The 21,387-nt window shown below is 67.0% G+C and carries 21 protein-coding genes and 1 pseudogene; 5 read left to right on the plus strand and 17 right to left on the minus strand.

All coding sequences use genetic code 11. The features are described 5' to 3' along the window. A pseudogene (locus BGP03_RS23845) lies at positions 1-129 on the minus strand (exodeoxyribonuclease III); the annotation flags it as partial. Between the two features lie 521 nt (positions 130-650). Beyond that, positions 651-860 carry a hypothetical protein gene (locus BGP03_RS23850; protein WP_298800196.1) on the minus strand — a complete coding sequence of 70 codons (210 nt, stop codon included), beginning with the start codon at positions 858-860 and terminating at the stop codon, positions 651-653. Positions 861-1,183: 323 nt separating this feature from the next. Between BGP03_RS23850 and BGP03_RS23855 the strand changes: the two genes are divergently transcribed. Continuing rightward, positions 1,184-1,369: a helix-turn-helix domain-containing protein gene (locus BGP03_RS23855; protein WP_298800195.1), complete on the plus strand. Its 186-nt coding sequence runs from the start codon at positions 1,184-1,186 to the stop codon at positions 1,367-1,369. A 10-nt stretch (positions 1,370-1,379) separates the two neighbouring features. Next, a complete protein-coding gene (locus BGP03_RS23860; RefSeq protein ID WP_299737553.1) occupies positions 1,380-1,946 on the plus strand; it encodes a hypothetical protein in 567 nt (188 codons plus the stop codon). 954 nt (positions 1,947-2,900) lie between these two features. Here the strand turns inward: BGP03_RS23860 and BGP03_RS36050 are convergent. From BGP03_RS36050 to BGP03_RS23905, 12 genes are all read right to left on the minus strand, one after another. Further along, a complete protein-coding gene (locus BGP03_RS36050) occupies positions 2,901-3,206 on the minus strand; it encodes a DUF5403 family protein (protein WP_363094360.1) in 306 nt (101 codons plus the stop codon). 387 nt (positions 3,207-3,593) lie between these two features. Further along, positions 3,594-4,337, minus strand: coding sequence for a hypothetical protein (locus BGP03_RS23865; RefSeq protein ID WP_298800194.1), 744 nt, complete (start codon positions 4,335-4,337; stop codon positions 3,594-3,596). After that, positions 4,334-4,516, minus strand: a complete 183-nt coding sequence (locus BGP03_RS23870) for a hypothetical protein (RefSeq protein ID WP_298800193.1) — start codon at positions 4,514-4,516, stop codon at positions 4,334-4,336. Before BGP03_RS23870 ends, BGP03_RS23865 begins: the two co-directional genes overlap by 4 nt. Before the next feature lie 120 nt (positions 4,517-4,636). Then, on the minus strand, positions 4,637-7,210 hold the full coding sequence (locus BGP03_RS23875; RefSeq protein ID WP_298800192.1) for a hypothetical protein: 2,574 nt from the start codon (positions 7,208-7,210) through the stop codon (positions 4,637-4,639). A gap of 93 nt (positions 7,211-7,303) precedes the next feature. Next, entirely contained in the window at positions 7,304-8,134 is an 831-nt protein-coding gene (locus BGP03_RS23880) for a hypothetical protein (protein WP_298800191.1), read from the minus strand. 555 nt (positions 8,135-8,689) lie between these two features. Further along, positions 8,690-8,893, minus strand: a complete 204-nt coding sequence (locus BGP03_RS36055) for a helix-turn-helix transcriptional regulator (protein WP_363094363.1) — start codon at positions 8,891-8,893, stop codon at positions 8,690-8,692. Between the two features lie 157 nt (positions 8,894-9,050). Further along, a complete protein-coding gene (locus tag BGP03_RS36060; protein ID WP_363094365.1) occupies positions 9,051-9,275 on the minus strand; it encodes a helix-turn-helix transcriptional regulator in 225 nt (74 codons plus the stop codon). A gap of 918 nt (positions 9,276-10,193) precedes the next feature. After that, positions 10,194-10,931, minus strand: coding sequence for a hypothetical protein (locus tag BGP03_RS23885; RefSeq protein WP_298800190.1), 738 nt, complete (start codon positions 10,929-10,931; stop codon positions 10,194-10,196). A 276-nt stretch (positions 10,932-11,207) separates the two neighbouring features. Next, entirely contained in the window at positions 11,208-11,480 is a 273-nt protein-coding gene (locus BGP03_RS23890) for a hypothetical protein (RefSeq protein WP_298800189.1), read from the minus strand. A 20-nt stretch (positions 11,481-11,500) separates the two neighbouring features. After that, positions 11,501-13,258 carry a recombinase family protein gene (locus tag BGP03_RS23895; protein WP_298800188.1) on the minus strand — a complete coding sequence of 586 codons (1,758 nt, stop codon included), beginning with the start codon at positions 13,256-13,258 and terminating at the stop codon, positions 11,501-11,503. A gap of 63 nt (positions 13,259-13,321) precedes the next feature. Continuing rightward, complete coding sequence (locus BGP03_RS23900; protein WP_298800202.1) at positions 13,322-14,197, minus strand: exodeoxyribonuclease III; 876 nt, start codon at positions 14,195-14,197, stop codon at positions 13,322-13,324. Positions 14,198-14,214: 17 nt separating this feature from the next. Further along, positions 14,215-14,550, minus strand: coding sequence for a hypothetical protein (locus BGP03_RS23905; protein ID WP_296369788.1), 336 nt, complete (start codon positions 14,548-14,550; stop codon positions 14,215-14,217). Positions 14,551-14,662: 112 nt separating this feature from the next. Here BGP03_RS23905 and BGP03_RS23910 point away from each other — a divergent pair, with 112 nt between their 5' ends. Next, positions 14,663-16,852 (plus strand): NADP-dependent isocitrate dehydrogenase, encoded by a 2,190-nt coding sequence (locus BGP03_RS23910; protein WP_298800187.1) that lies wholly within the window; start codon positions 14,663-14,665, stop codon positions 16,850-16,852. Positions 16,853-16,881: 29 nt separating this feature from the next. Here the strand turns inward: BGP03_RS23910 and BGP03_RS23915 are convergent, their stop codons facing one another. Further along, entirely contained in the window at positions 16,882-17,511 is a 630-nt protein-coding gene (locus tag BGP03_RS23915; protein ID WP_298800186.1) for a VC0807 family protein, read from the minus strand. A gap of 105 nt (positions 17,512-17,616) precedes the next feature. Between BGP03_RS23915 and BGP03_RS23920 the strand changes: the two genes are divergently transcribed. Together BGP03_RS23920 and BGP03_RS23925 are read left to right on the plus strand one after the other, a co-directional pair. Continuing rightward, on the plus strand, positions 17,617-18,717 hold the full coding sequence (locus BGP03_RS23920) for a histidine kinase (protein ID WP_296369783.1): 1,101 nt from the start codon (positions 17,617-17,619) through the stop codon (positions 18,715-18,717). Continuing rightward, positions 18,714-19,367 carry a response regulator transcription factor gene (locus BGP03_RS23925; protein WP_298800185.1) on the plus strand — a complete coding sequence of 218 codons (654 nt, stop codon included), beginning with the start codon at positions 18,714-18,716 and terminating at the stop codon, positions 19,365-19,367. The genes BGP03_RS23920 and BGP03_RS23925 overlap by 4 nt, the downstream gene beginning before the upstream one ends. A gap of 341 nt (positions 19,368-19,708) precedes the next feature. Here the strand turns inward: BGP03_RS23925 and BGP03_RS23930 are convergent, their stop codons facing one another. Then, positions 19,709-21,028, minus strand: a complete 1,320-nt coding sequence (locus BGP03_RS23930; RefSeq protein ID WP_298800183.1) for a DUF2252 domain-containing protein — start codon at positions 21,026-21,028, stop codon at positions 19,709-19,711. A gap of 15 nt (positions 21,029-21,043) precedes the next feature. Continuing rightward, positions 21,044-21,334, minus strand: coding sequence for a DUF3017 domain-containing protein (locus BGP03_RS23935; RefSeq protein WP_298800182.1), 291 nt, complete (start codon positions 21,332-21,334; stop codon positions 21,044-21,046). Positions 21,335-21,387: the final 53 nt, after the last annotated feature.

Below are 21,387 nucleotides of genomic sequence, written 5' to 3' on the forward strand. Positions count from 1 at the left end.
CACCGTGACGGGGGCGTGGTCGGACCAGCGTTCACCGTGGCTCGCGGCCCGTTCCACCACGGCGGACCGGGCGCGGGCGGCCAGGCCCGGCGTCGCGACGTGGTGGTCGATGCGCCAGCGGATGTCATCGGACATACAAACCATATCAGTCCCTCGGCCAGCCAGGCTGGAGGCGGGGTGCGGCATGTCGCGACCTTACGGGGGGCGCAGTCCTCCGACCTGCGCCGGGATCACACCGCGCCGTGGTCTGGCGCGTCCTGCCTCTGACAGGCAGGCTCGGACGGCCTGATCGAGCACGTAGACCGGGACGCCGCTAGAGCAGACGGCCCAACCTTGCCGAACGGTCACACGATCGAGTAACAGCGGTTCCGGGCCGACCGATGCTGATCATGTCGGTCCGCTCCCCAGCATCCCGGAGACCCTGTGCGTCTGTCTCGTCGTGTCCTAGCTCTGTCCGTGTCCGGACTCTTGGCCGTAGCGGCGGTGGTCGCGGTCACCGCGACCGCTAACGCTTCCACGTCCTCGCGGTTCCCGGCCGCCCCTGCGGGCGGCTGGTACATGTTCTGTACGCCGATCCGTGACGGCTCGGTCGGGGCGTACTGCACGCCGGTAGACGACCGTGGCAGGCCCGATAAGGGCCAGCCGTGGACCTACCCGCAACCGCCCGTACCGACGACCACCGCGCCTCGGCCGCCCGCGACCACGACCGTGCCCCGTCCGTTGCCGACCGCGCCGCCCACGGTCCGGCCGACCAGGGCTCCGGCGCCGACGACGACCAAGTCGCCACCCCCGCCGCCGACGACGGTGCCCGCGTAGTAGTCCGGCCAGCAGTACCAGACGGCCCGCCGTTGCTCAGGCACGGCGGGCTTTCTAGTGCCCGCATCCCCACGGGGACCGAGGACCACGGACCCGCCAGACCTGTTGGTCGGTCGGCGCTAGCGCCTCTTCGGCCTGGCGCTCGGCGTCGTCTTTGGTGTCGGCCCAGCCGTGCGACGTCTTACCGCCGTCCAGGACCACGGTCCACCGCCACCGGCCGGGACCACCGTCCCGACCTTCCCGCCAACTCACTGTCACGCGTGTCTGGTCCATCCGACCAGACTAGGCCAACCACGCCATACCAGCCATCCGCGCCGTCCAGGCCATCCGGGCTGACCAGGCCAAACGATCGACGTACTGTCCGGCCGTGGAAGACGGCAGGTTGCTCAGCACCGGGGAAGCCGCCCGGGCTCTCGGCCTGACCTCACGCTCGCTCACACGGTGGGCCAAAGAGGGCCGGGTGACACCGGCGATGGTGACGCCAGGCGGGCAGTACAGGTTCCGACTGGACGACCTGCGCCGTGAGCTACGCGAAAAGTCGCCTCGGGATTAGGCTTCACGGTGTGGAGCTTGCGTTCGTCCTAATCGGTCTCGCCTTCCAGGCGGTCGGTATCTACATAACAATTAAGGGTGCCCAAATAGTCTGGCGGGATGTAGCAAAACCCGAGGATCGATTCTTAGCTCCAGAGATTCGATGGATTCGAGCACTCCAACGTAGACTGAAGAGTCTCGGGTACCGCCTTTTCCGTCGCACGCCGCCGCCTCAGATAATCCAAGTAGGGGGAGCTTCGGCGACGGGCTCCGTTGGTACTGCGACCGTCTCGGTGGGATTTCAGCCGATCGATACGTCGCTTAGCATTCAGGAGCAGATTGTCGAGGTGGACCGACGGGCGCGGTTCGCTATGGATTCCTTGTATGCACAGAGCCAGCAGTTGGACAAGAAGTTCACAGATCGAATACTGAACTTGACCGAGGACCATAAGAAGCTTGAAACTGCCGTCGACACATACACGGAGACGGAACGTCAGCACGCGGTGCACGGACTACGCATAGAGGCGCGCGGATTCATCCTCCTGACGGTCGGATCGTTGATACAGGCCGTAGCTTCGATCATTAGCGCTCTAAACTAAGAAAATCTCATGCCCGTTCACCTGACTTCCCATCCGCGGAACGGGACATCCTCGCCGCGCTCAAGTGCTGCGATCCGGTCGAGCCCTAATGCTCGACGCATGATCGGGTCGTTACGGCCTCGAACGATCAGAGCATCCTCGGCTGCGATCAGGTACGCCAGGACACGATCGTTGGTTGTGACCGGCTTAGCCTGACCCTTCCATCGAGCCATTAGATACCGCCCCGCTTGTACCGGACCGATACGTTAGCCCGGTTCTGTTCGGACCGGTTCCGCTTACGAGCCAGGTCGATCTCAGAATCCGGCTTGTCCGGAATCTTGAGACCCCTAAGTAAAGTTCCCAACTGAGCGTCCCACATTCGCCGTTCCTGGATCAGCGGGTGAGTGATGAGCTGGCCCATGCTGCCCCTGGCGGTCATAGGTTCACCGACCAGGGCCGCCGTAAGCTCAGCGACCATGTCAGCCGCCCGGCACGCGGCGCGTAGTTGCTCTAGCTCTGACGGGTTTAGTTCGATCTCGGCGGTAACCGAGGTCCATAGCGCGGCGCCGTCGGCGCCCAAGTCGTTAGGTACGTCCACCCGGGACATCCTTTCTCGCTTAGTAGCGCGGCAGCCGGTGCCGCTCTTGAAATTGGCTAGCCGTTCCGTAGCCGTAGCCGGTCCGCCGCATAACCGTCCGGTCTTGGACCGGGCGGGAGGGTAACCCCCCTGGGGCTAAGCCCGGTAACGCCGGTACAAAGACCAGTCGGGCCACGGCAACGAACGAAAGTCGTCGTCCCGACCATCGACTAGCAAGTGCTCGGCACAGCCGTTATCGCCTTCCCGAGCCCGCTGTAACACCGCCTGGTCGGCGATTAGGTCGGCCTCGTCTTCCGACGCCCAGCCGTGCCCGCTCGGCCCGCCGTAACGGGCCTCGGTGAACACGCGGTGGTGTAGCGCGGTCGCTTCTTCGAGCGTCATACGAGACCCGCCGCACGGTGCAGGACGTAAGCCCCGTCGACCCATCGGCCGTTAGGCGCGGTATGCCCGTACTCGATACTCAGGGCCGCATAGTCGCCTCGGGAGTCGTCCAGGCTTACATAAGAGTCCGTGCGTCCGTGGGTTACCACGATCTTAGAATCACCGGTATCTGCGATAGCCGCTAGCGCGGCCTCGGCCCGTGTACCGATCTGCTCGGCGTTCCGCTTAACGGCGGACCTAACGCCAGGGTCCCGGCTAACGATCCGGTTGATCACCTTGTCTGAATAGAGCCTTACTGTCATGACGCAACCGCCTTAGCGCGGCTGCTCAGCGTGGGATCTCCGATCATCACGCCTGACGACCGATCGTGTAGTCGGTGTGAGCGGTCCTACGAGAGCCGTTGTAGACGACCGGCTCACCCAGTACTGCCCAGCGGACCCCTCGCCACTCAACGGCCGCCTGAGCGCCCAACACAGGCGCACCTCGGGCCAATCTAAGACGGTAGGTAGCACCGTCACTAATGAATCCCTGGTCGCTAGTGTCGTCCTTAGAGGATGACGCGGGCTGGACTACCGCCTTAACGACCGTGCCGATACTCGACGGCCTGGTCCTCACGTTCCCGTCAGGGTCAGTCTCGGTCACCTCGGGATAAACAGTCACTAGCTCAGAACCTCGGTCTAGCAAGCTCATTACGCGCGTCCTTCGATCTTACGGCGGAGCATCGTTTCTACCGACACCCCGGCTTCCTTAGCGTCCTTAGACGCCTGTACGTACTGTTGTTCCGCTTCTAGGTACTGGTCCCGGCCGGGCCACTGGTCCCTGTTAAAGACAGGGACCGAGCGGCAATCGCAGTACCGGTGATAAGCCTTCATTGCCCCGGCCGCCTCAGAGTCGGCGTAGACCGGCCCACGGGAAATCAGGATCGTACAGAACGAACAGGATTCTGATCCTCCAGCGATTCTTGCCCAACCGAGCGCTAGCGGGTCGTCCTCGACGGCCTTAGCGACCGTCTCACGGCCCCCGTCGTCCACGATCTTCATAACCTCGGCTAGAACCCCGGCCCCAGCGTTCTTACCGGTCCGTGAGGTCAGCTCAGCCCCGTTATCGGTAACGACCGTGTAGTCACCCGACAGCCGGTCGACCGAATCGGCGATATCCTCGACGAACCATTCGTACCGGTAGTCAGCGACGTAAAGGTCGTGCCGGTCGATCGAGCCGGTCATGCGCTCACGCTCGGAATCGTAGAATCCTCGGGCCAGCTCACCCGAGGTGAGACGGGCGTCCTCAACGATCGGCCACATAACGTTGATCAGCCCTGCCTGTTCTGGCAGGGACAACGGCCGACGTTCGAGCGGCTGGACGAACCCGGTTAGCCGCAGCAGTGTTCTAGCTAGGTGTCGCTTATTCAGCCCGAACCATTCGTCGACGTTCATACCGCGTGCAGCCTGTGCGTAGGCGGGCCGGACGGCTCAGGGAAGTTGCCGGCAAACACTGAGTTGACCATCATCGATGCGAGCGCGAACGCGTAGTTAGCCGCGTCACCCGGGGGATAACCCCGGTCGATAGCGAGCTTGGCCGCTGTGTCCGACAGCGTGTCGAGGTCTTCGGCCATCTGGTCAGGGTCGTAAGGGAATGCCATTAGTGTCTGTCCTTGTCTGTAGCGGGTACAGAACCACCCCCGAGGGCTGAAAGGCCCTCAGAGGCGGCTCTGCGGGGGTCTTATGGGCGTCGTCTAGCGGCGACGCTTGCGGGTGTTCGACTTGTTCACGAGCTTCGCCATCCCGTTCGAGTCGACCGACCAGGCGCAGCCGGTCATTCCGGCGATCACTGCGTCCGCCAGCGCGTCGGTATCGCGAGACCCGAACGATTCGTGCTGGACCGCGCCGGACAGTTCGGCGGTGTGGTTAGTGACCGTCGTGAACCCGTGCCCGTCGAACACACGGTGCAGCAACGGGTCGGCCCCGAGGTCGGTGAACGTCTTAGCAAGCTCAGCGGCCATGCCGCCCGCTTCCTTAAGGACCGGGCGGAACCCGGCCCGTAGTCCCTTGTGGAGCCCGTGCATGAGCGCTAGACCGGCCGGGATTAGCTCCTTGCGGTCCTTCGGGATCGGGCCCTTAACGGCCGCGATCTGACCGGCGATCGAGCGGGCGAAATCTAGGACCGACTGTAGGCCGTTCCGGATTCCGCTCAGCAGACCGTCCATAAGCGACTTACCTGCGTTGACCAGAAGCGATCCCAGATTCCCGAGTGCACTGGTGATCTTGCCCGGCATTTCGCGGAAGAATCCGACGACGTTACCGACCCCGGTATTCACTGCGGTACCGACCGAGGTCATCCATTCGGCGAACTTGCCCGGCAGATCACGGAAGAACTGTAGGGCCGCGTCGACGTCGCTCGATAGCTGGTCGGTAGCGGTCGTGATCTCAGCCCATCGGGCCTTGACGTCGTCCACGACCATTCGGACGAACGAGATAAGCGACTCGATAGCCGGGATAATGACCGTGCGGATAATCCCGGCCGCGATCTCGATCGCGGGCACGACGACGTTGATAAAGATGTCGGCCAGGACCGGGAGTAGATCGGCGGCTAGCTGAGCGATCTGCGGTATCAGTGGCGCTAGTGCCGTAATCACCGATGTGAACGCCGTACCGATCTTCTCGATCGCACCGGACTCGACGATCTTGGTGATCGCCCCGGCTAGCGCTGTGCCGATCGTGACGGCCGCCTGGCCGATCACGGGGAGTAGAGCCTTAAAAGCGGGTAGTAGTCCGGCGAGTAGCTGACCGACGACCGGCGCTAGCGCGGTAAGGATCTGACCGGCCGCCGTTGCGAGCTGAACGAACAGCCCGGCGATCAGCGGCAGAACCGGGGCAAGCCCGGTCGATAGCGCGGACGCGACCTGGGCGAGCGGCGGACCGAGCGCCGTAAAGGCGCCCACAAGCGCCGTGGACAGCGCGGAGGCGAACGCCTGTACGAGCGGTGCCAGCGCGGACAGGATCGGCCCAGCGGCCTTTAGGGCCGCCAGGAGGATGTCACGGACAGCCGCACCCGCAACGGCCATTGTCTGCCCAAGCGCTTGCAAGGGACCCTGTGCCTCGGCCGACCGGAAGAACTCGGCTAGCGCTGCGGTCGTGTCGCGGATAGTCGCGAGGAACGACGTAGCACCGGACCCAGCGGACAAGCCCTGGAATACAGAACTAATTACCGAACCGATGTTCCCGACGATCGCCCCGAGGTCCTTAAACCCGGTGATAGCAGAGTCGATCATTCGCTTGATCGAGCCGTCTTCTACGCCCGAGTCGACCCACTGCTTGAACTTGGCCGCGACCGAATCAACCGCTGACCCGAGCCGGGGCAAGTAGTCGGAGCCGACCGCGCCTAGTCCGACGAATCCGGACAGTAGGTTCGCCAGGGTCGATCGCATATTGCCGATAGCCGACGACGTGTTCCCGAGGATCTGGACCAGGTCGCCCTTGAAGAACGGGTTCTGCGTGGCGGCTAGGGCTTGCTTAGCCATGCCGTTAAACCCGGTAGCGATGTCCGATAGACCCGCCTTGAAGATCGGGATAAGAGTCTGACCGGCCTCGCGTAGAGGCTCGGCGAGACCAGCGAATAGGTTCGACTGGACCGACGACTTAAGGTCGTCGTAAGCGGTCTTGAGAGACCGGATCGCGGTTACCCCTGCGGCGGCGTTAGGCGCCAGGCCGGAAAGGTCACCGGACCTGATCGCGTCCGCGACGCCGGACATTCCGATCTTGAGTGCCGCGAACGCGGCACCGAGCCCGAGGATTATGCCGGGCAGCGCGAGTGCGGCCGGTGCTAGCTGAGCTAGCGCGGACGTCAGTCCGACCATAACGTTTACGGCCCCGCCTGCTGCGGCGAGTCCGACCACGGACGCGGTCAGAGCCTTGAGCGTGCGAGCCAATGCGGCCCCCGGGCCGCCACCGCCCGATCCGGCCGACAGCGACCGGGTAAGCCTCGACAGCCCGGACGAATCGACGTCCACGTCACGGATACGAACCCGGACGCCAGCGGCGGCAAGGTCTGCGATCCGCTGTAGCTCAGCGCGTAGAGCCGCAATAGGCGGCTCGAATACGACTCGGACCCGTGCGACCACACCGGCCGCCGCCACCCGTACCGATCGGGTTAGCTCCGTACGGAGCCGGTCCGTATCGGCGGTAATCGGGATCTCGACCCGAATATTCTGAGTAGCCGACCTGAGCTTAGCGACGAGATCGGCCTTAAAGCCGGTTGTATCCGGCGTGACCTTGACGCTTACCCGGCCGACCGATGCGTCTTCCGCCATCGTTTGTGTTCCTTAAGTAGTGAGGCCATAGAAAAAGGGCCGGTCACCCCTTTAAGGGGTGACCGACCCGAGGTCGGCGGACCTAGTCAGTGATCAGAACAACGGCGCTACCGGGTGCCCATCACTGAAACCTGCGAACTCCCGGTCCTCGGCGTAGTACCGGCCGGACTGGATACGGTCGAGGCGTTCGGCCGCCTCGAAAGGCGAAACGAGCCCGAGTGTTGCGCCGACCGATACGGGCGCAGAGTGCGGGCTGAGCGGCCCAAAGAAGCCGGTCGGGTCACGGTCCTTGTAGGCCGTGATCATCTCGGCCGCCCGTGCCATCTGTGCGCCGTCCGAGTAGTCGGCCAGCGCTGCGGCAGTAGCGAGCGGGCCGGACACCGGCGCGCCGATCAGCCCAGCGATGTCCCGGTACACGTCCAGTAGCGCCGACATACGGTCGGCGTGGTCCTTCGCTGCCCTGAGGGCTGCGGAGGCGTCGGGCGTGATGTCGAACGGGGACCGGATCTCGGTCACGTCCGGCAGCTCGGCGAGCGCTGCGGTGAACCCCGGCGCCAGCCGGTTGTAGTCGGCCACCACGGTTTCGATCAGCGAGTCACGCGACTCAGCGAACCCGGCCAGTGCGGCGGACTGGCGGAACCCACGTGCCGCGTCTTGGACGGTCTTGGACCCGACGGCGGCTGCGAGTAGGTCCACCTCGGCCAGGGCCACGAGCGCGGTCTGGAAGTCAGCCTCGGTCTTAGCGGCTGAGAGCCGCTGTACGGCGTCGGCACGGTCCGGCGTGGACGTTGCCCACCGGGCGGCCGCCAGGCCGTCCACGAGCGCGGCAGGCGGCTCTACGCCAGCGGCCCGGAGTCGGCCCGGCATGGCGGACAACCGGGTATCGATCCCGGAGATTTGATCCTTAAGCGTGATCGTTGGCACTGTCGTTCCTTACCGGCGGAAAGCCTGGTTAATAAAGTCGGCGAACTCTGCGTTCGGGTCCACGGTCGGAGCCTCAAGGCCCCGTCCTGCTGATCCGTCGTAACCGCGTGGGTAGGCGACCGGCTGTGGCTTAAGCGAGTCGAGCAGACCGGCGACCCGGTCCGCGCTAGCGGATAGTTCCTCGGGGGTCTCGCCGGTCAAGCACGTAGCAAACGCCTCGGCGTACTCACCCTCGTAGCCCTTAGCGCGGGCAAGTTCTAGCTTGCTGTCTTCCATGTGTCTTCCTTGTCAGTATCGACGATCGGGAACGGAGAGAGGATCAGCCAGCCGGTCTCGTCGTCGATCGTTTCGTTAAGCGCCCGAGGCGGCGGTGCCGCCTCACGAGTGGGCACGCTGCCCACGAGGGCCGATGGCATTGCCACCTTCCGGCGTGACTGCAATAGCGTTAGTAGCATCGGTTCTCCGGAGCGTCTCTCACAGGGACGCGTAAGGGGGTCGTAGGCCGCTCTACGGCGGCCGAACATGGCGAGCGGGTACCCGAGGTACCCCACGCCGCTAAAGAAGCTCAGAGACCGGAACGTCCAGGACGTGAGCTAGCTTCGCTAGACGGCCCGGACTAGGTACACGCCAGCCGTTCCGGTAAGCGCGGAGTTCCTCAAGGCTGAATCCGGTAAGAGCGCTAAGCGCGCTAGGTGAGCGGAGGTCGGCCTTGAGCGCGGCGGAAACCTTTAGCACGTTGCCGGGATGCGTGATCATCATGGCCTCTTAACGGCCACGATCCCGGACCGGCCGGACAACGAACGGCGGGCCGACTCGAAACCGTCCGGCCAGTCGTCGGGGACCGTCTGCTGCACCCGGAACACCAACTCCCGACGGTCGTTGTCGTCCAGGGCTAGCGCGGCTTCGACCACCTTTGCTAGTTCCATTCGCCACCGTTCCTGATCCAGTCCTGATCGACCCCGGCTAGACGCGCTAGTCGGGCCAGTCGTTCGTCGGTAGGAAACGCGATCCCCGCTCGGTATCGACGGATCATCTCGACCGAGCATCCAAGACGTCGTGCGATCTCTGTCTGTGTTGCGTTGATCCGGGCGATTGCCCGGCGTAGACCTACAGCGGCGAGCAGTGCGCCGTGATCATCCATTGTGATCCCTCTCGGTGGTGGTAGTGGCTGAGCAGAAATAAAAAAATGCGCCCCCGGACCCGAGTCCGGAGACGCGATAACAGAACTGGCGACGCGTGAGGCGTCGCTATCAACGGGACGGCCCTTAAGGGCCGCTGCCGGTAGCGGCCTCTTTGGGGGGCCGCCCGTATTGGTAAAGCTATGAAAGGTAAGAAATGTTTGGTCTAAAGCGTTTGGCCGATTTCCTTTGACCTAAGCCGTACTAGGCGACGCTTAGGCGTCGCCACGGGTCGCCCGTGAACGGGCGACGTTCGGTACGGGGACGCTTGAGGCGTCCCCTTTTACGGCGCGGCTCTTGAGAGCCGCTACGGGCGACCCTTGAGGGTCGCGGGTAGTCGGGCCGGTCAGACGACCGGCACGGCCCGGGGCGGCCCTTGAGGGGCCGCTACGGCGGTCCGTACGGAGCGACGTCATAGGGACGTCGCACGGCCGGTCAATGCCGTGCCCTCCGTTGGTTCCCGCTCTCACCTAGTCCGTGGGGGTGCGCTACGTGAGTAGCGGGTCGGATCGACTGTCAATGTGGCGTAGCTCACACTCATGGATCGACGTCGAAAGATCGCTCCGATCCCGCATTCCGGGGGAGGGGAATCGGCTCTACTCCGATCTTATGAAACCGTGTCAACCCCCCGTTACCGATGAGGCATGCATGGTGTGCAGTTAAGGGTCCAGAAGATAGACCCCTACTCATCTAACCCCCCTGGTTTTCGGGGGGGTTGAGCACTCTCCTAGTCGCTCAGCTCCGCTTCGCTTGCATTGAAGTCGAAGCCAATGGCGACCCTAAGGGAGCTGTTGGCAGGTACAGTTCTTCAAACTACTAGAGGTTCTAGAACTCCTAGAGGAGTGTCCCCGGTTTTTCAACCCTGTTGTTTTTCAGGGGGGTTAGCTCATGTACGCCGGGATGCGTGCACGGTACGTGGCCCCGTTGATCCCACGGCCGTCCGCCCGACGGCGGCCACCCTGAGCGTTATCGGTACGTTCGAGGAAACCGAGCTTTACGGCCTGTGCCATGTTAGTCCGGGCAGCTTCTTCCTTTAGCCCCGACCTCCCGGCCATGTACTCGGGCGTCAACTCCCGGTCCGCATCGCAGAACGGGATGCCCTTGCGGGCAGCCGTGATCGCGATCTCTGCTGACGCGATCATCGCCACAAGCATCGGCGACTTGCCGAGTTGGTGACTGTTGATCATCGCTCGTGTGTGGTCGTTCTGGTCGGCCGGATCACGGGTCTCTACGCCGGTCGTCGGAGGCTTACGCGGCTTGCCGGCCGCCGGGGTAGACGTGGGTACAGGCACGGCCTGTACGACCGTCACAGACGGGCTGACAGCCCCCGGACGGACGATCCGGCGGGACTTGACGCTCTCGCCGTCCCACTCGACCTCGACCAGACCGACCTCGATCATGTACTCGCCAGCCGCACGGCACGCGTCGGACGACGCGGCGTAGTCCATCTCCTCGGCGATCCGGGCACCGTCTAGGTCGGCCGGTAGATACCCGTCCGCGTCGGCCCGGGAGTCGAGCAGTCCGGCAACGGTCGCCAGCGTGGCCGACCACCGCGCCGACGGCTCGGCCGTCGACTCCGTGTAGGCGACCACTACGGCATCGGCGTAGGTCGTGGTCACTGGTCGGCACCGGCCGCTAGTCGGATAACCCGACCGAACGCCGCACGCGACGTGTAGAACTGTCCGTCCTCATCGGTCTCGATCGGCAGATCGAGCGCCTTAAGCAACGGGACCAGATCCCTAAGCCTGGTGTTGGTCGCCTTTACAAGGTGCCAAAGCGGAAGGTTATCGTCGTTAATGTAGTGAGACACTGTTTCCTTCTATCTGTTCCCGACCGGCCCTACGCCGGTCGGTGGTTGTCGGTCCTCTCAACGGCAGGCCGACGGCCCGCCGGTCTTACCTAACGCAATCGTGCGGCTCGGAATCTCCGGGACATTCCGCCCATAGCCAGTACGTCTCAAGCTCTGCACGGCAACGCCACATCGTGTCGTCGTCGTGCGTCTCGGCCTGGATCATCGCCCGGCAGTGCTTCCCGATCCGGTCGTACGCCGCCATGAGCGGCGAGTAGTCCGAGCCGGAAAGAACGACCGACTTGTAGACCATCGCCCGCCGGTCCGGCGTGCCGGGGAACTGATCGATCGTGAACAGCAGGAACCCGGGGTCGACCACCGAATGCTCAGTCCAGAAGCTCACTTGGAACGGCCCGCATTCTGTCGAGCCGTGACGGCATCGCCGGTCGGGTCGCCCCGGTTAAGGTCGGTCAGGCTCTTAGGCTCGATCGGGGGGTCCTCTGGATCGATCGGCGCCAACTCCGATTCGGGGTCGAACGGCTCTACGTACCCGGCCTCCCACGGCAACGGCCCGGCCGGGCCGTGGACGGCCAGCGGGACAGCGTTAGCGGACCCATGACGGTGCATCCGCCCTTGTAGATCGTCAGCTTGTACGTGCCGATAGTTGGGGCCGCAGTACAGCCGCACTCCGTCGGTCAGTAGCAATGCCCGGCGTTGTGCCGGGTCGGTCATCCCGCCGTAGACCTCGGCGTAAGAACGGCCGGTCGGTTCTTCGATCCATTCGTCTGCACGGTGCGGGAGTGCTTCGAGCGCCCGCCGCTGACCGGTAAGTGCGACCAGCCGTTCGCGGTACTCAGCGTCTCCCCCGTCATAGTCGTACAGACCGAGGTCTTTCTCTTCGCGAACCTCTTTAAGGTTCGTGATGACCCGTTCAAGCTCTTTAGTGTGATCCTCGCCCGGCACAAACCGCCGCGTAACCTCGGGCACCTCGGCCAGATCGGTCTCGACGTACGAGTCTATCCATCGGTGAAGTTCGTCAGCCTTGAAAGTGTGCCCGGCACACCTCGGCTTACTGGCGTCTTTGATGCACCGGTAATACTCGTACGTCCGGGTCTCGCCGTTCTTAAGCGTCGCAGTGTTCACAACCCGATAGAGCCGGGACTGACACCCGGCGCAGTAGACGATCCCGAGCAGCGGTGCCGCACCGTGGTTGCGTTCTTTGGTCCTGGACCGCTCGGTGAGCCGGGCCTGAATCCCGCCCCAGTCATCGTCTGAGAACAGCGGATCGGCCATACGGACAGGCATTCCGTCCGCGCCACGCGCCACGGTCCGATCCTTGACCGTCCGGCCGGTGACCTTTAGTCCCATCGTTGCCGGGGACCGGAGGATCTTCCCGAGCGACGACTGCTCCCAGTTGGTAGACGCAGCCTTACGCCGCTTCGACTTCTCTTTACGGTCGGTCCCCTCTTGGGCCGCCGCGACATAAGCGGCCGGGGTCGGGTGACCAGCAGCGGTAAGAGCGTCCGCTACCTCCCACATCGACATTCCGGCCAGGACCATCCGTCCGGCCTCCTGGACGACCAGACTCGACACGGGATCGACCGCCAGGCGCTTACCACCGCCAGGCTTAGGAACGACCTTGTAGCCGTAAGGCGGTTGACCACCGGCCCATCGGTCGGTGGTCTTTAGCTTCTTGTGAGACCCCTTGGTGCGGGACCGGATTCGCCGCAGTTCCATCTCGCCGAACAGAGATGCGAGGAACAGAAAGAACTTGGACATCATCGCTTCGATCGAATCCGTGTCCTTTGTGTAGTCGCACACGATCCCGTCATCGGCAAACACGATGATCTTTCGGTTCTTCTCTGCCCACTTCACGACGTCGGCGCAGTCGCTCGCAGACCGGAACGCCCGGTCGACCTTCGCAAAGATCATCGCGTCCCACTCGCCCGACCGGGCACCGAGCCACGGACCGAGGTCCGGCCGGTCCCAGGGACCGACCGTGGCCGACACGTCCAGGTCTTCGAAGTAGCCGACCGGCGTCCAGCCATGGGCGGCTGCATACCGCTCGCCGGACTCGCGCTGAACCTCGGGACTGACCTTGCCGTCTCGCATGACCGAAACGCGTGCGCCGATGACGGCGCGGGCCGTGGTTATCATCGGGCACTCATGCCCTGATTGTCGCGGTTGTCCGGTGCGGGATTACACCCGCGTAGCCACGCCTTAGCGGCGGACCGATCGATCACCGGAGGGGCAGCACCGTCCGTGCAGAGAGTGCACACGACGTCCAGCCGGACGCCGTGGTGACAAACAGGATCTCCGACCAGGATGGCCAGGAAGAGCAGACCGAACATGTGGGTCTCCGTTGTGTAAATCTGGAGACATCCGCCAGCCGGTGTCGTTGTCGAACGCGCGGCCGCGGTAGGACCACCACGAGTACGGCCCGTCGACGGCGGGGTGCTGCGCGCGCACGACGTCCACCCACCCGGCGTCGAACAGCCCGGCCAGCCACGCGCGCTCGTGCGGCAGGAACCCCGAGTTCTTCACGTTGCCGCGCCAGTTGCGGATGTCGGCCTCGGCGGGGGCGATGTTCCAGTCGCCGCACACCAGCACCTCGCGGTCCTCGGTGGCGGCCTTGGCCCGGCGCTCGTGCAGGTAGGGCGCGAAGAGGGCGAGGAAGCGGTCCTTCTCGTCCTGCTTCGGGGTGCCGACGGTGCCGTTGGGCAGGTAGAGCGAGGCGACGGTGAGCCCGGGAATGTCGACCTCGAGGTAGCGGCCCGACCCGTCGAACTCACCCCCGCGGTGAGACTGCGGAGCGGGCGTCGGCGCGTCGCCGATGCCGACGCGGACCGCCTCCGGCGCGACCCGGGTCAGGACGCCGACCCCGTTGCGCCCCTTGGCCGTGGTGCACGGTGCGTAGGAGAGGTGCCAGCCGTCGAACAGCCCGTCGGGGATCTCCCCGGGCTGCGCGCGGGTCTCCTGCACGCAGACGACGTCGGCCGGGGTGGTGGCCAGCCACGCGGCGAAACCCTTGGCCGCGGCCGCCCGCACCCCGTTGACGTTGACCGAGCTCACGGTGGTGACGGGACCATCGGGGATCACCAGGGCAGGGTGCCTCAGCTGCAGGTGGAACCGACGATCGGGGTAACGTACTGGTCGAACACCCAGCCTCCGTCCTTCAGCTGCCGGAACCCGGTGGTGACCGTGGTGGTGCCGTCGAGGGTGGCGCCCTGGGTGAGCACCTGCAGCGACTCGGACTGGTTGCTCGGGCCCGAACGCACGTTGAGCTGCGACGCCGTGACCCGGAGCTCGCAACCGCCGGAGGAGCCGGTGACGGCGCCGAGGCCGCCGCGGTCGATCACCGCGAGGAGCGCCAGCGCCAGCCCGAGGATGATGACCATCGGCCAGCCCTTGAGCTTCGGCCTGGAGAGCGTGAGTTTGGGCTTGGCCATGGCGAAGGTCTCCCGGAGAGGTTCGGTCCACCCACGGTAGCGGAGCCCTCAAGGGATAGCGTGGGAGACGACGAAAACGGATCACGAGTCGACAGGCAGGGCCGAAGCAACGATGAAGGTCATCTACACCTACACCGACGAGGCGCCGGCGCTGGCGACGCACTCGCTCCTCCCCGTGATCGAGGCCTTCGCCGGCAAGGCGGGCGTCGACGTCGAGACGCGCGACATCTCGCTGGCCGCGCGCATCCTCGCGCAGTTCGGCCTCGCCGACGACGCGCTGGCCGAGCTGGGCGAGCTGGCCACCACGCCCGAGGTCAACATCATCAAGCTGCCCAACGTCAGCGCGTCGATCCCGCAGCTCAAGGCCGCGATCGCCGAACTGCAGAAGGCCGGCCACGCGATCCCGGACTACCCGGAGGACGCCGCCGCCGATCCTGAGGCGCGCGCCAAGTACGACGCCGTCAAGGGCAGCGCGGTCAACCCCGTGCTGCGCGAGGGCAACTCCGACCGCCGCGCCCCCGCCTCCGTGAAGGGCTTCGCGAAGAAGCACCCCCACTCGATGGGCGCGTGGTCGAAGGACACGAAGTCCCACGTCACCACGATGAGCGACGGCGACTTCCGGCACTCGGAGACCTCCGTCACGCTCGACGCCCCGGCCGAGCTGCGCATCGAGCACCTGGCCGCCGACGGCACCCGCACGGTGCTGAAGAAGTCGCTGCCCGTGCTGGCCGGCGAGATCGTCGACGGCTCGGTGATGCGCAAGGCCGCCCTCGACGCGTTCCTCGCCGAGCAGATCGCCGACGCCAAGGCGCAGGGCGTGCTGTTCTCGGTGCACCTCAAGGCCACGATGATGAAGATCTCCGACCCGATCATCTTCGGCCACGCGGTGAGGCAGTTCTTCCCGACCGTGTTCGCCGAGTACGGCGCCGACCTCGCGTCCGTCGGGGCCGACCCCAACGACGGGCTCGCCAGCGTGCTCACCGCGCTGGGCAAGCTGCCCGCCGACAAGCGCGAGGCCATCGAGAAGGCCATCACGGCCGGCTACGAGACCGGTCCGTCGCTCGCGATGGTCGACTCCGGCAAGGGCATCACCAACCTGCACGTGCCCAGCGACGTGATCATCGACGCGTCGATGCCGGCCGCGATCCGCACGTCGGGTCAGATGTGGAACGCCCAGGACGCGTTGCAGGACACCAAGTTCGTCATCCCCGACTCGTCCTACGCGGCGCTCTACGCCGAGACCGTCGACTTCTGCCGCGAGAACGGCGCGTTCGACCCCACCACGATGGGCACCACGCCCAACGTCGGGCTGATGGCGCAGAAGGCCGAGGAGTACGGCAGCCACGACAAGACGTTCGAGATCAGCGCGGCCGGGAAGGTCCAGGTCGTGGACGCGGCCGACGGCCGTGTGCTGCTTTCCCACGACGTCGAGCCCGGCGACATCTGGCGGGCCTGCCAGACCAAGGACGCGCCCGTCCGCAACTGGGTGGAGCTGGCCGTCTCCCGCGCCCGCGCCACCGGCGCCCCGGCCGTCTTCTGGCTGGACGAGACCCGCGCGCACGACGCCGAGGTGCTCAAGAAGGTCCGGGCGCAGCTCGCCGAGCTGGACACCGACGGCCTGACCATCGAGATCATGGACGTCGCCGCGGCCACGAGGTACACGCTGGCCCGCGCGAAGGCCGGCGAGGACACCATCTCCGTCACCGGCAACGTGCTGCGCGACTACCTCACCGACCTGTTCCCGATCATGGAGCTGGGCACGAGCGCCAAGATGCTCTCGATCGTCCCGCTGATGAACGGCGGCGGACTGTTCGAGACCGGCGCCGGTGGCTCGGCGCCCAAGCACGTGCAGCAGCTGGTACGCGAGAACCACCTGCGGTGGGACTCCCTCGGCGAGTTCCTGGCGCTGGCCGTCTCGCTGGAGTTCCTGGCCGACAAGACCGGCAACCCGCAGGCGAAGATCCTGGGTCGGGCCCTCGACGACGCCACCGGCACACTGCTGGAGACCGGGAAGTCGCCCTCGCGCAAGGTCGGCGAGATCGACAACCGCGGCAGCCACTTCTACCTGGCGCTCTACTGGGCCCGGGCGCTGGCGGCGCAGACCGAGGACGCGGAGCTGGCGAAGACCTTCGCCCCGCTGGCGGAGCAGCTGGCCGCCGACGAGGAGAAGATCGTCGGCGAGCTGGTGGGCGTACAGGGTTCGCCCGTGGAGCTCGGCGGCTACTACTTCGTGGACAAGGCGAAGACCGACGAGATCATGCGGCCCTCCGCCACCCTCAACGCGGTGATCGCGGAGTTCTAGACCGCAGCTTCGCTGCTCGTGCGCGGAAATCAGTGCCCTGGCACTGATTTCCGCGCACGACCCTGCCGGGGCCGGAACAGCTGTTCCCAGCAGCCGGAGCGGCGCAGCAGCAGGTGGGTGGGCACCTGCAGGATCACGGTCGTCGCCAGCGTCAGCGCCGTGTCCAGCGCCGGCACCGTCGACACCGGCAGGGTGGAGGCCATCACCACCCGCAGCCCGGCGTCCACGGTGAGCAGGGCCCCCCACATCACCGTGATCTCGCGCCACGCCCGCCGGAAGCGCGCGTTCGTCTCCCACAGCTCGTCCATCACGGCGACACGGCGCGGCAGCAGCGCGCGGGTCACCTCGAAGCACATCGGACGCGCGGACCAGAGCGTCACCAGCGTGTAGAGCGCGAGCGGCGCACTCAGCCACGCGCCCCGGGCCAGCAGCTCACGCGGGCTGCCGCCGACCAGCGACCCCGCGAGCCCGACCACCATCGACAGCACGACGGCCAGCGCGAGCACCTCCACGCGACGCCTGCGCAGCGCCGTCACGACCACGGTGAGCGCGGGTGGCACCCCGCCGGCCGCGAGCGCCACCACGTCGTCGACGCCGCACGCGTGCAGCACGTAGTAGACGACGAGCGGGGCGGCGAGGTCGACGACGAGGGTGCGCATGACCGGAGGGTCCGGCCGCGGCTCCGGCGCGGCATCGGCGCGGAGTCGTGGGCGCTCCGACTTTCGTCGATGTCGGTGGACCGGCCGGCGCCCTACGCTCGCCCCGTGCCCCGCACCATCCCGCTCGCGGTGACCGCCGGTGTCGTGGTGGCCGTCGCGGCGCTGCAGGCGGCCACCTACGTCGGCCGCCCCGGCACCGGAGCGGTGGACGTCGGGGTCGCGGTGGTCGCCCTCGTCCTGGTGCCCGTCCTGCTGAAACGGCCCGTGATCGGCGCGGTCGCGCTGGCGGTGCTGGCCGCGTTCTCCCCGCTCGCCACCCCGCCCGCCACGATCGGCACGCTGCACGTGGCCCGGCGCCGCCCGCTCGGCACGGCCCTCGCGGTGGGCGCGGTCGGTGTCGCCGCGCACGCGGTGCAGGGGCTCCTGCGGCCGATCCCCGGCCTGCCCTACGGCTGGTTCCTCGTGCTGGACGTCCTGGCGCACGCGGCGCTGGTGGCGTGGGGTGCGCTCACGCGGTCCCGGGCCGCACTGCTGGAGTCGCTGCGGGAGCGGGCGCGCCGCGCCGAGGCGGAGCAGACCGAGCGGGTGGCGGCCGCGCGCGTCCACGAGCGCACCCGGATCGCCCGCGAGATGCACGATGTGCTCGCCCACCGGTTGTCGCTGGTGGCGGCGTCGGCGGGGGCGCTGGAGTACCGGCCGGACGCCCCACCGGAGCAGGTGGCGCGGGCGGCCGGCGTCGTCCGGGCCGGGGTGCACCAGGCCCTGGAGGAGTTGCGCGAGGTGATCGGCGTGCTGCGCGCCGACGAGCCAGAGCCGCAACGCCCCCAGCCCGTGCTCGCCGACGTCACCGCGCTCGTGGCGGAGTCGCGCGAGGCCGGCACCACCGTGCGGTTCGAGGACCGCGTCACCGAACCCGCCGCCGTGCCGGACGCGCTGGGCCGCACCGCCTACCGGGTGGTGCAGGAGGCGCTGACCAACGCCCGCAGGCACGCGCCCGGCGCGTCCGTCCTGGTCCGCGTGAACGGCGAACGGGGCGGCCGGCTGGTGATCGAGGTCCGCAACGACCTGGTGGGCGGCGCACCGGGCCCGCCCGGCAACGGCCTCGTCGGGCTCGCCGAACGCGCCGCGCTCGCCGGCGGGCGGCTCGAGCACTCCACGGTGGCGGGCCAGTTCCGGCTGCACGCCGCACTACCGTGGCCCGCATGAGCGATCGGGTGCGCGTCCTCGTCGTGGACGACGACCCGATGGTGCGCGGCGCGCTCACGATGATGCTCGACGGCGCCGAGGGCATCGCGATCGTCGGGGAGGCCGCCGACGGCGACGAGGTGCCCGCGCTGGTCGACGCCCACGCGCCCCACGTCGTGCTGATGGACCTGCGGATGCCCCGCGTCGACGGCATCGTCGCCACGCGCCGGCTGCGGGCCCGCCCCCGCCCGCCGGAGGTGATCGTCCTGACCACCTTCGACTCCGACGAGAACGTGCTGCGCGCGCTGCGCGCCGGGGCGGGCGGCTTCCTGCTCAAGGACACCCCGCCGCCCCGCATCGTCGAGGCGATCCTGCGCGTGGCGGCGGGAGACCCGATCCTGTCGCCCGGCATCACGCGCCGGTTGATGGACCGGGTCACCGCGGACTCCGGTGCGCTCGACCGGGCCCGCGCCGCCCTGGGCGCGCTGAGTCCGCGCGAGCACGAGGTGGCGATCGAGGTGGCCCGCGGCAGCTCGAACGCCGAGATCGCCACCGCCCTCGGGATGACGGTGGCGTCGGTCAAGGCCCACATGACGCACGTGTTCACCAAGCTCGCACTGGACAACCGGACGCAGGTGGCGCTGCTCGTGCACGACGCCGATCTCGTCTGAGAAACCCATTGCGCCGCGCCGTAGCGCGGCCCGACGTGCTCTCTCCCTACCCGGAACTGGTGGCCGCCGGGTTCCGGCGGTACGCGAGCTATCGGAAGGCGGCGCTCGCCGGGTGTCCACGAACGTCGTGTTCGGGCTGCTGCGGGCCGCCGTGCTCACCGCCGTGCTGGCCGAGCGGGGCACCGTGGCGGACGTGACCGTCGAGGCCCAGGGCCGCGGCAGCGGCTGGAGTTCACCTCCTCCACCACCGCGGCCGAGCTCATCGCCTGCGTCGCGCGCCGCGTGGAGCTGCGCGACGTCGGCGTCGACGAGCCGTCGATCGAGGACCTCGTCCGGACGCTCTACGCGACCTGAGTCGCCGCGACCCCCGGGATCGCACCGCTGCGGAACGCCTCGACGAACAGGGCGTGGTCCTCGCGGACCTGCGCGGCGTAGGCGTGCGCGAAGTCCACCACCCAGGCCGCGAACTCGTCCTCGCGCCCGGCCGTGATCCCCGCGATCGCCTCCTCGGTGCTGAACGGCACCAGCGTGTGGTCGGCGTCGGCGTCGGCCACGCAGTGCACCTTCGCCGTGGCGCGGCCCAGGTACTCCACCACCGGCGCGATGTCGGTGGGCTCGGTGAGCTCCGACCAGTCCAGGTCGGCCTCGTACGGCGACACCTCGCTCACCACGTAGCCGACGCCGTCGAGGTCGGTCCAGCCCAGCATGGGGTCGGCGTGGGCCTGCAGCGCCCGCTGCGAGACCGCCGTGCGGTGGCCGTGGTGACGGAACGCGCCCGCGACGGCCGGGTCGTCCACCACCCGCGACGGCGCAGCGACGTTGCCCTGCTTCATCGACAGCACCACGTCGTTGTCGAGCGCCTGGTTGAAGCCCTCCACCAGCGCCGTGTACGCGGGCAGCCCGGCGCTGCCGATGCCGAACCCGGAGCGCCCGGCCACGTCCTTGACCCGGTAGGTCACCCCGCGCAGCCGCCTGTGCTCCGGGATCGAGGACACGTAGCGCTCGAATGCGTCGACGACCTTCGCCCGCTCGTCGTCGTCGAGGCGGCGGATGCCGGACATGTCGCGCAGCACGCGGTCGTAGCCCTCGGTCTCGGTGATGCCGTCGAGCAGCGCGACGCGGGTGCGCAGCTTGGCCCGCGACAGCACCTCGTGCACGACCCCCTCGGTGGTGTCGAGCCGCAGCGAGAACGACCGGTCGTCGGAGGTCCCGACGAACACCCGCACCTGGTCGAGGTAGGCACGGACGAACCGCTCGACGATCGTCGTGATGTCGTCGTCGGAGATCGCCTTGCGCCAGCCCAGCAGCGCCATGCTGGCCGCGAAGCGCAGGACGTCCCAGGTGAAGTGGCCGACGTAGGCCTCGTCGAAGTCGTTGACGTCGAAGATCAGGACGCCGTCGCCGTCCATGTAGGTGCCGAAGTTCTCGGCGTGCAGGTCGCCCTGGATCCACACGCGGCTCGTGCGCTCGTCGGCCCAGGGATCCTCGCGGCCGGCCACGTCGGCGTAGAACAGGCAGGCGCTGCCCCGGTAGAACGCGAACGGGTCGGCCGCCATCTTGCGGAACTTCACGCGGAACGCGGCGGGGTCGGCCGTCATCAGGTCGGCGAACGCGTCGACGAGCGTGTCGACGATCCGGGCAGAGCGGTCCTCAGCGGTCATACACCCGATAGTGCACTATCCGGCGGAGAGCGAGCCCCTGGTGATCTGCAGGGCCAGCACCATCATCACGACGCCGAAACCGCTGTAGCAGAGCACGTCCACCGCGCGGCTGCGGATGGCCAGCAGGCCCACCCGGTCGAGCGGGACCACCATCCGCAGCAACGCCGCCACCAGCAGCGCACCGCCCAGCAGCACCGCACCCTTGCGCCAGTGCTGGGTGATCACGAGCCCCATCCCGGCCAGTGCGATGGCCACCACGAGGGAGGCGGGCAACGCGGCCGGGACGCGGGAGCGGAGATCAGCCACTGCCGTTCCGTTCGGTATCGATGCTCACTCCGACAAGCTCCGTTCGGTATCGA

Origin of the sequence: Pseudonocardia sp. 73-21 (assembly GCF_001899645.1) — a bacterium.
Classification (GTDB): Bacteria; Actinomycetota; Actinomycetes; order Mycobacteriales; family Pseudonocardiaceae; genus Pseudonocardia.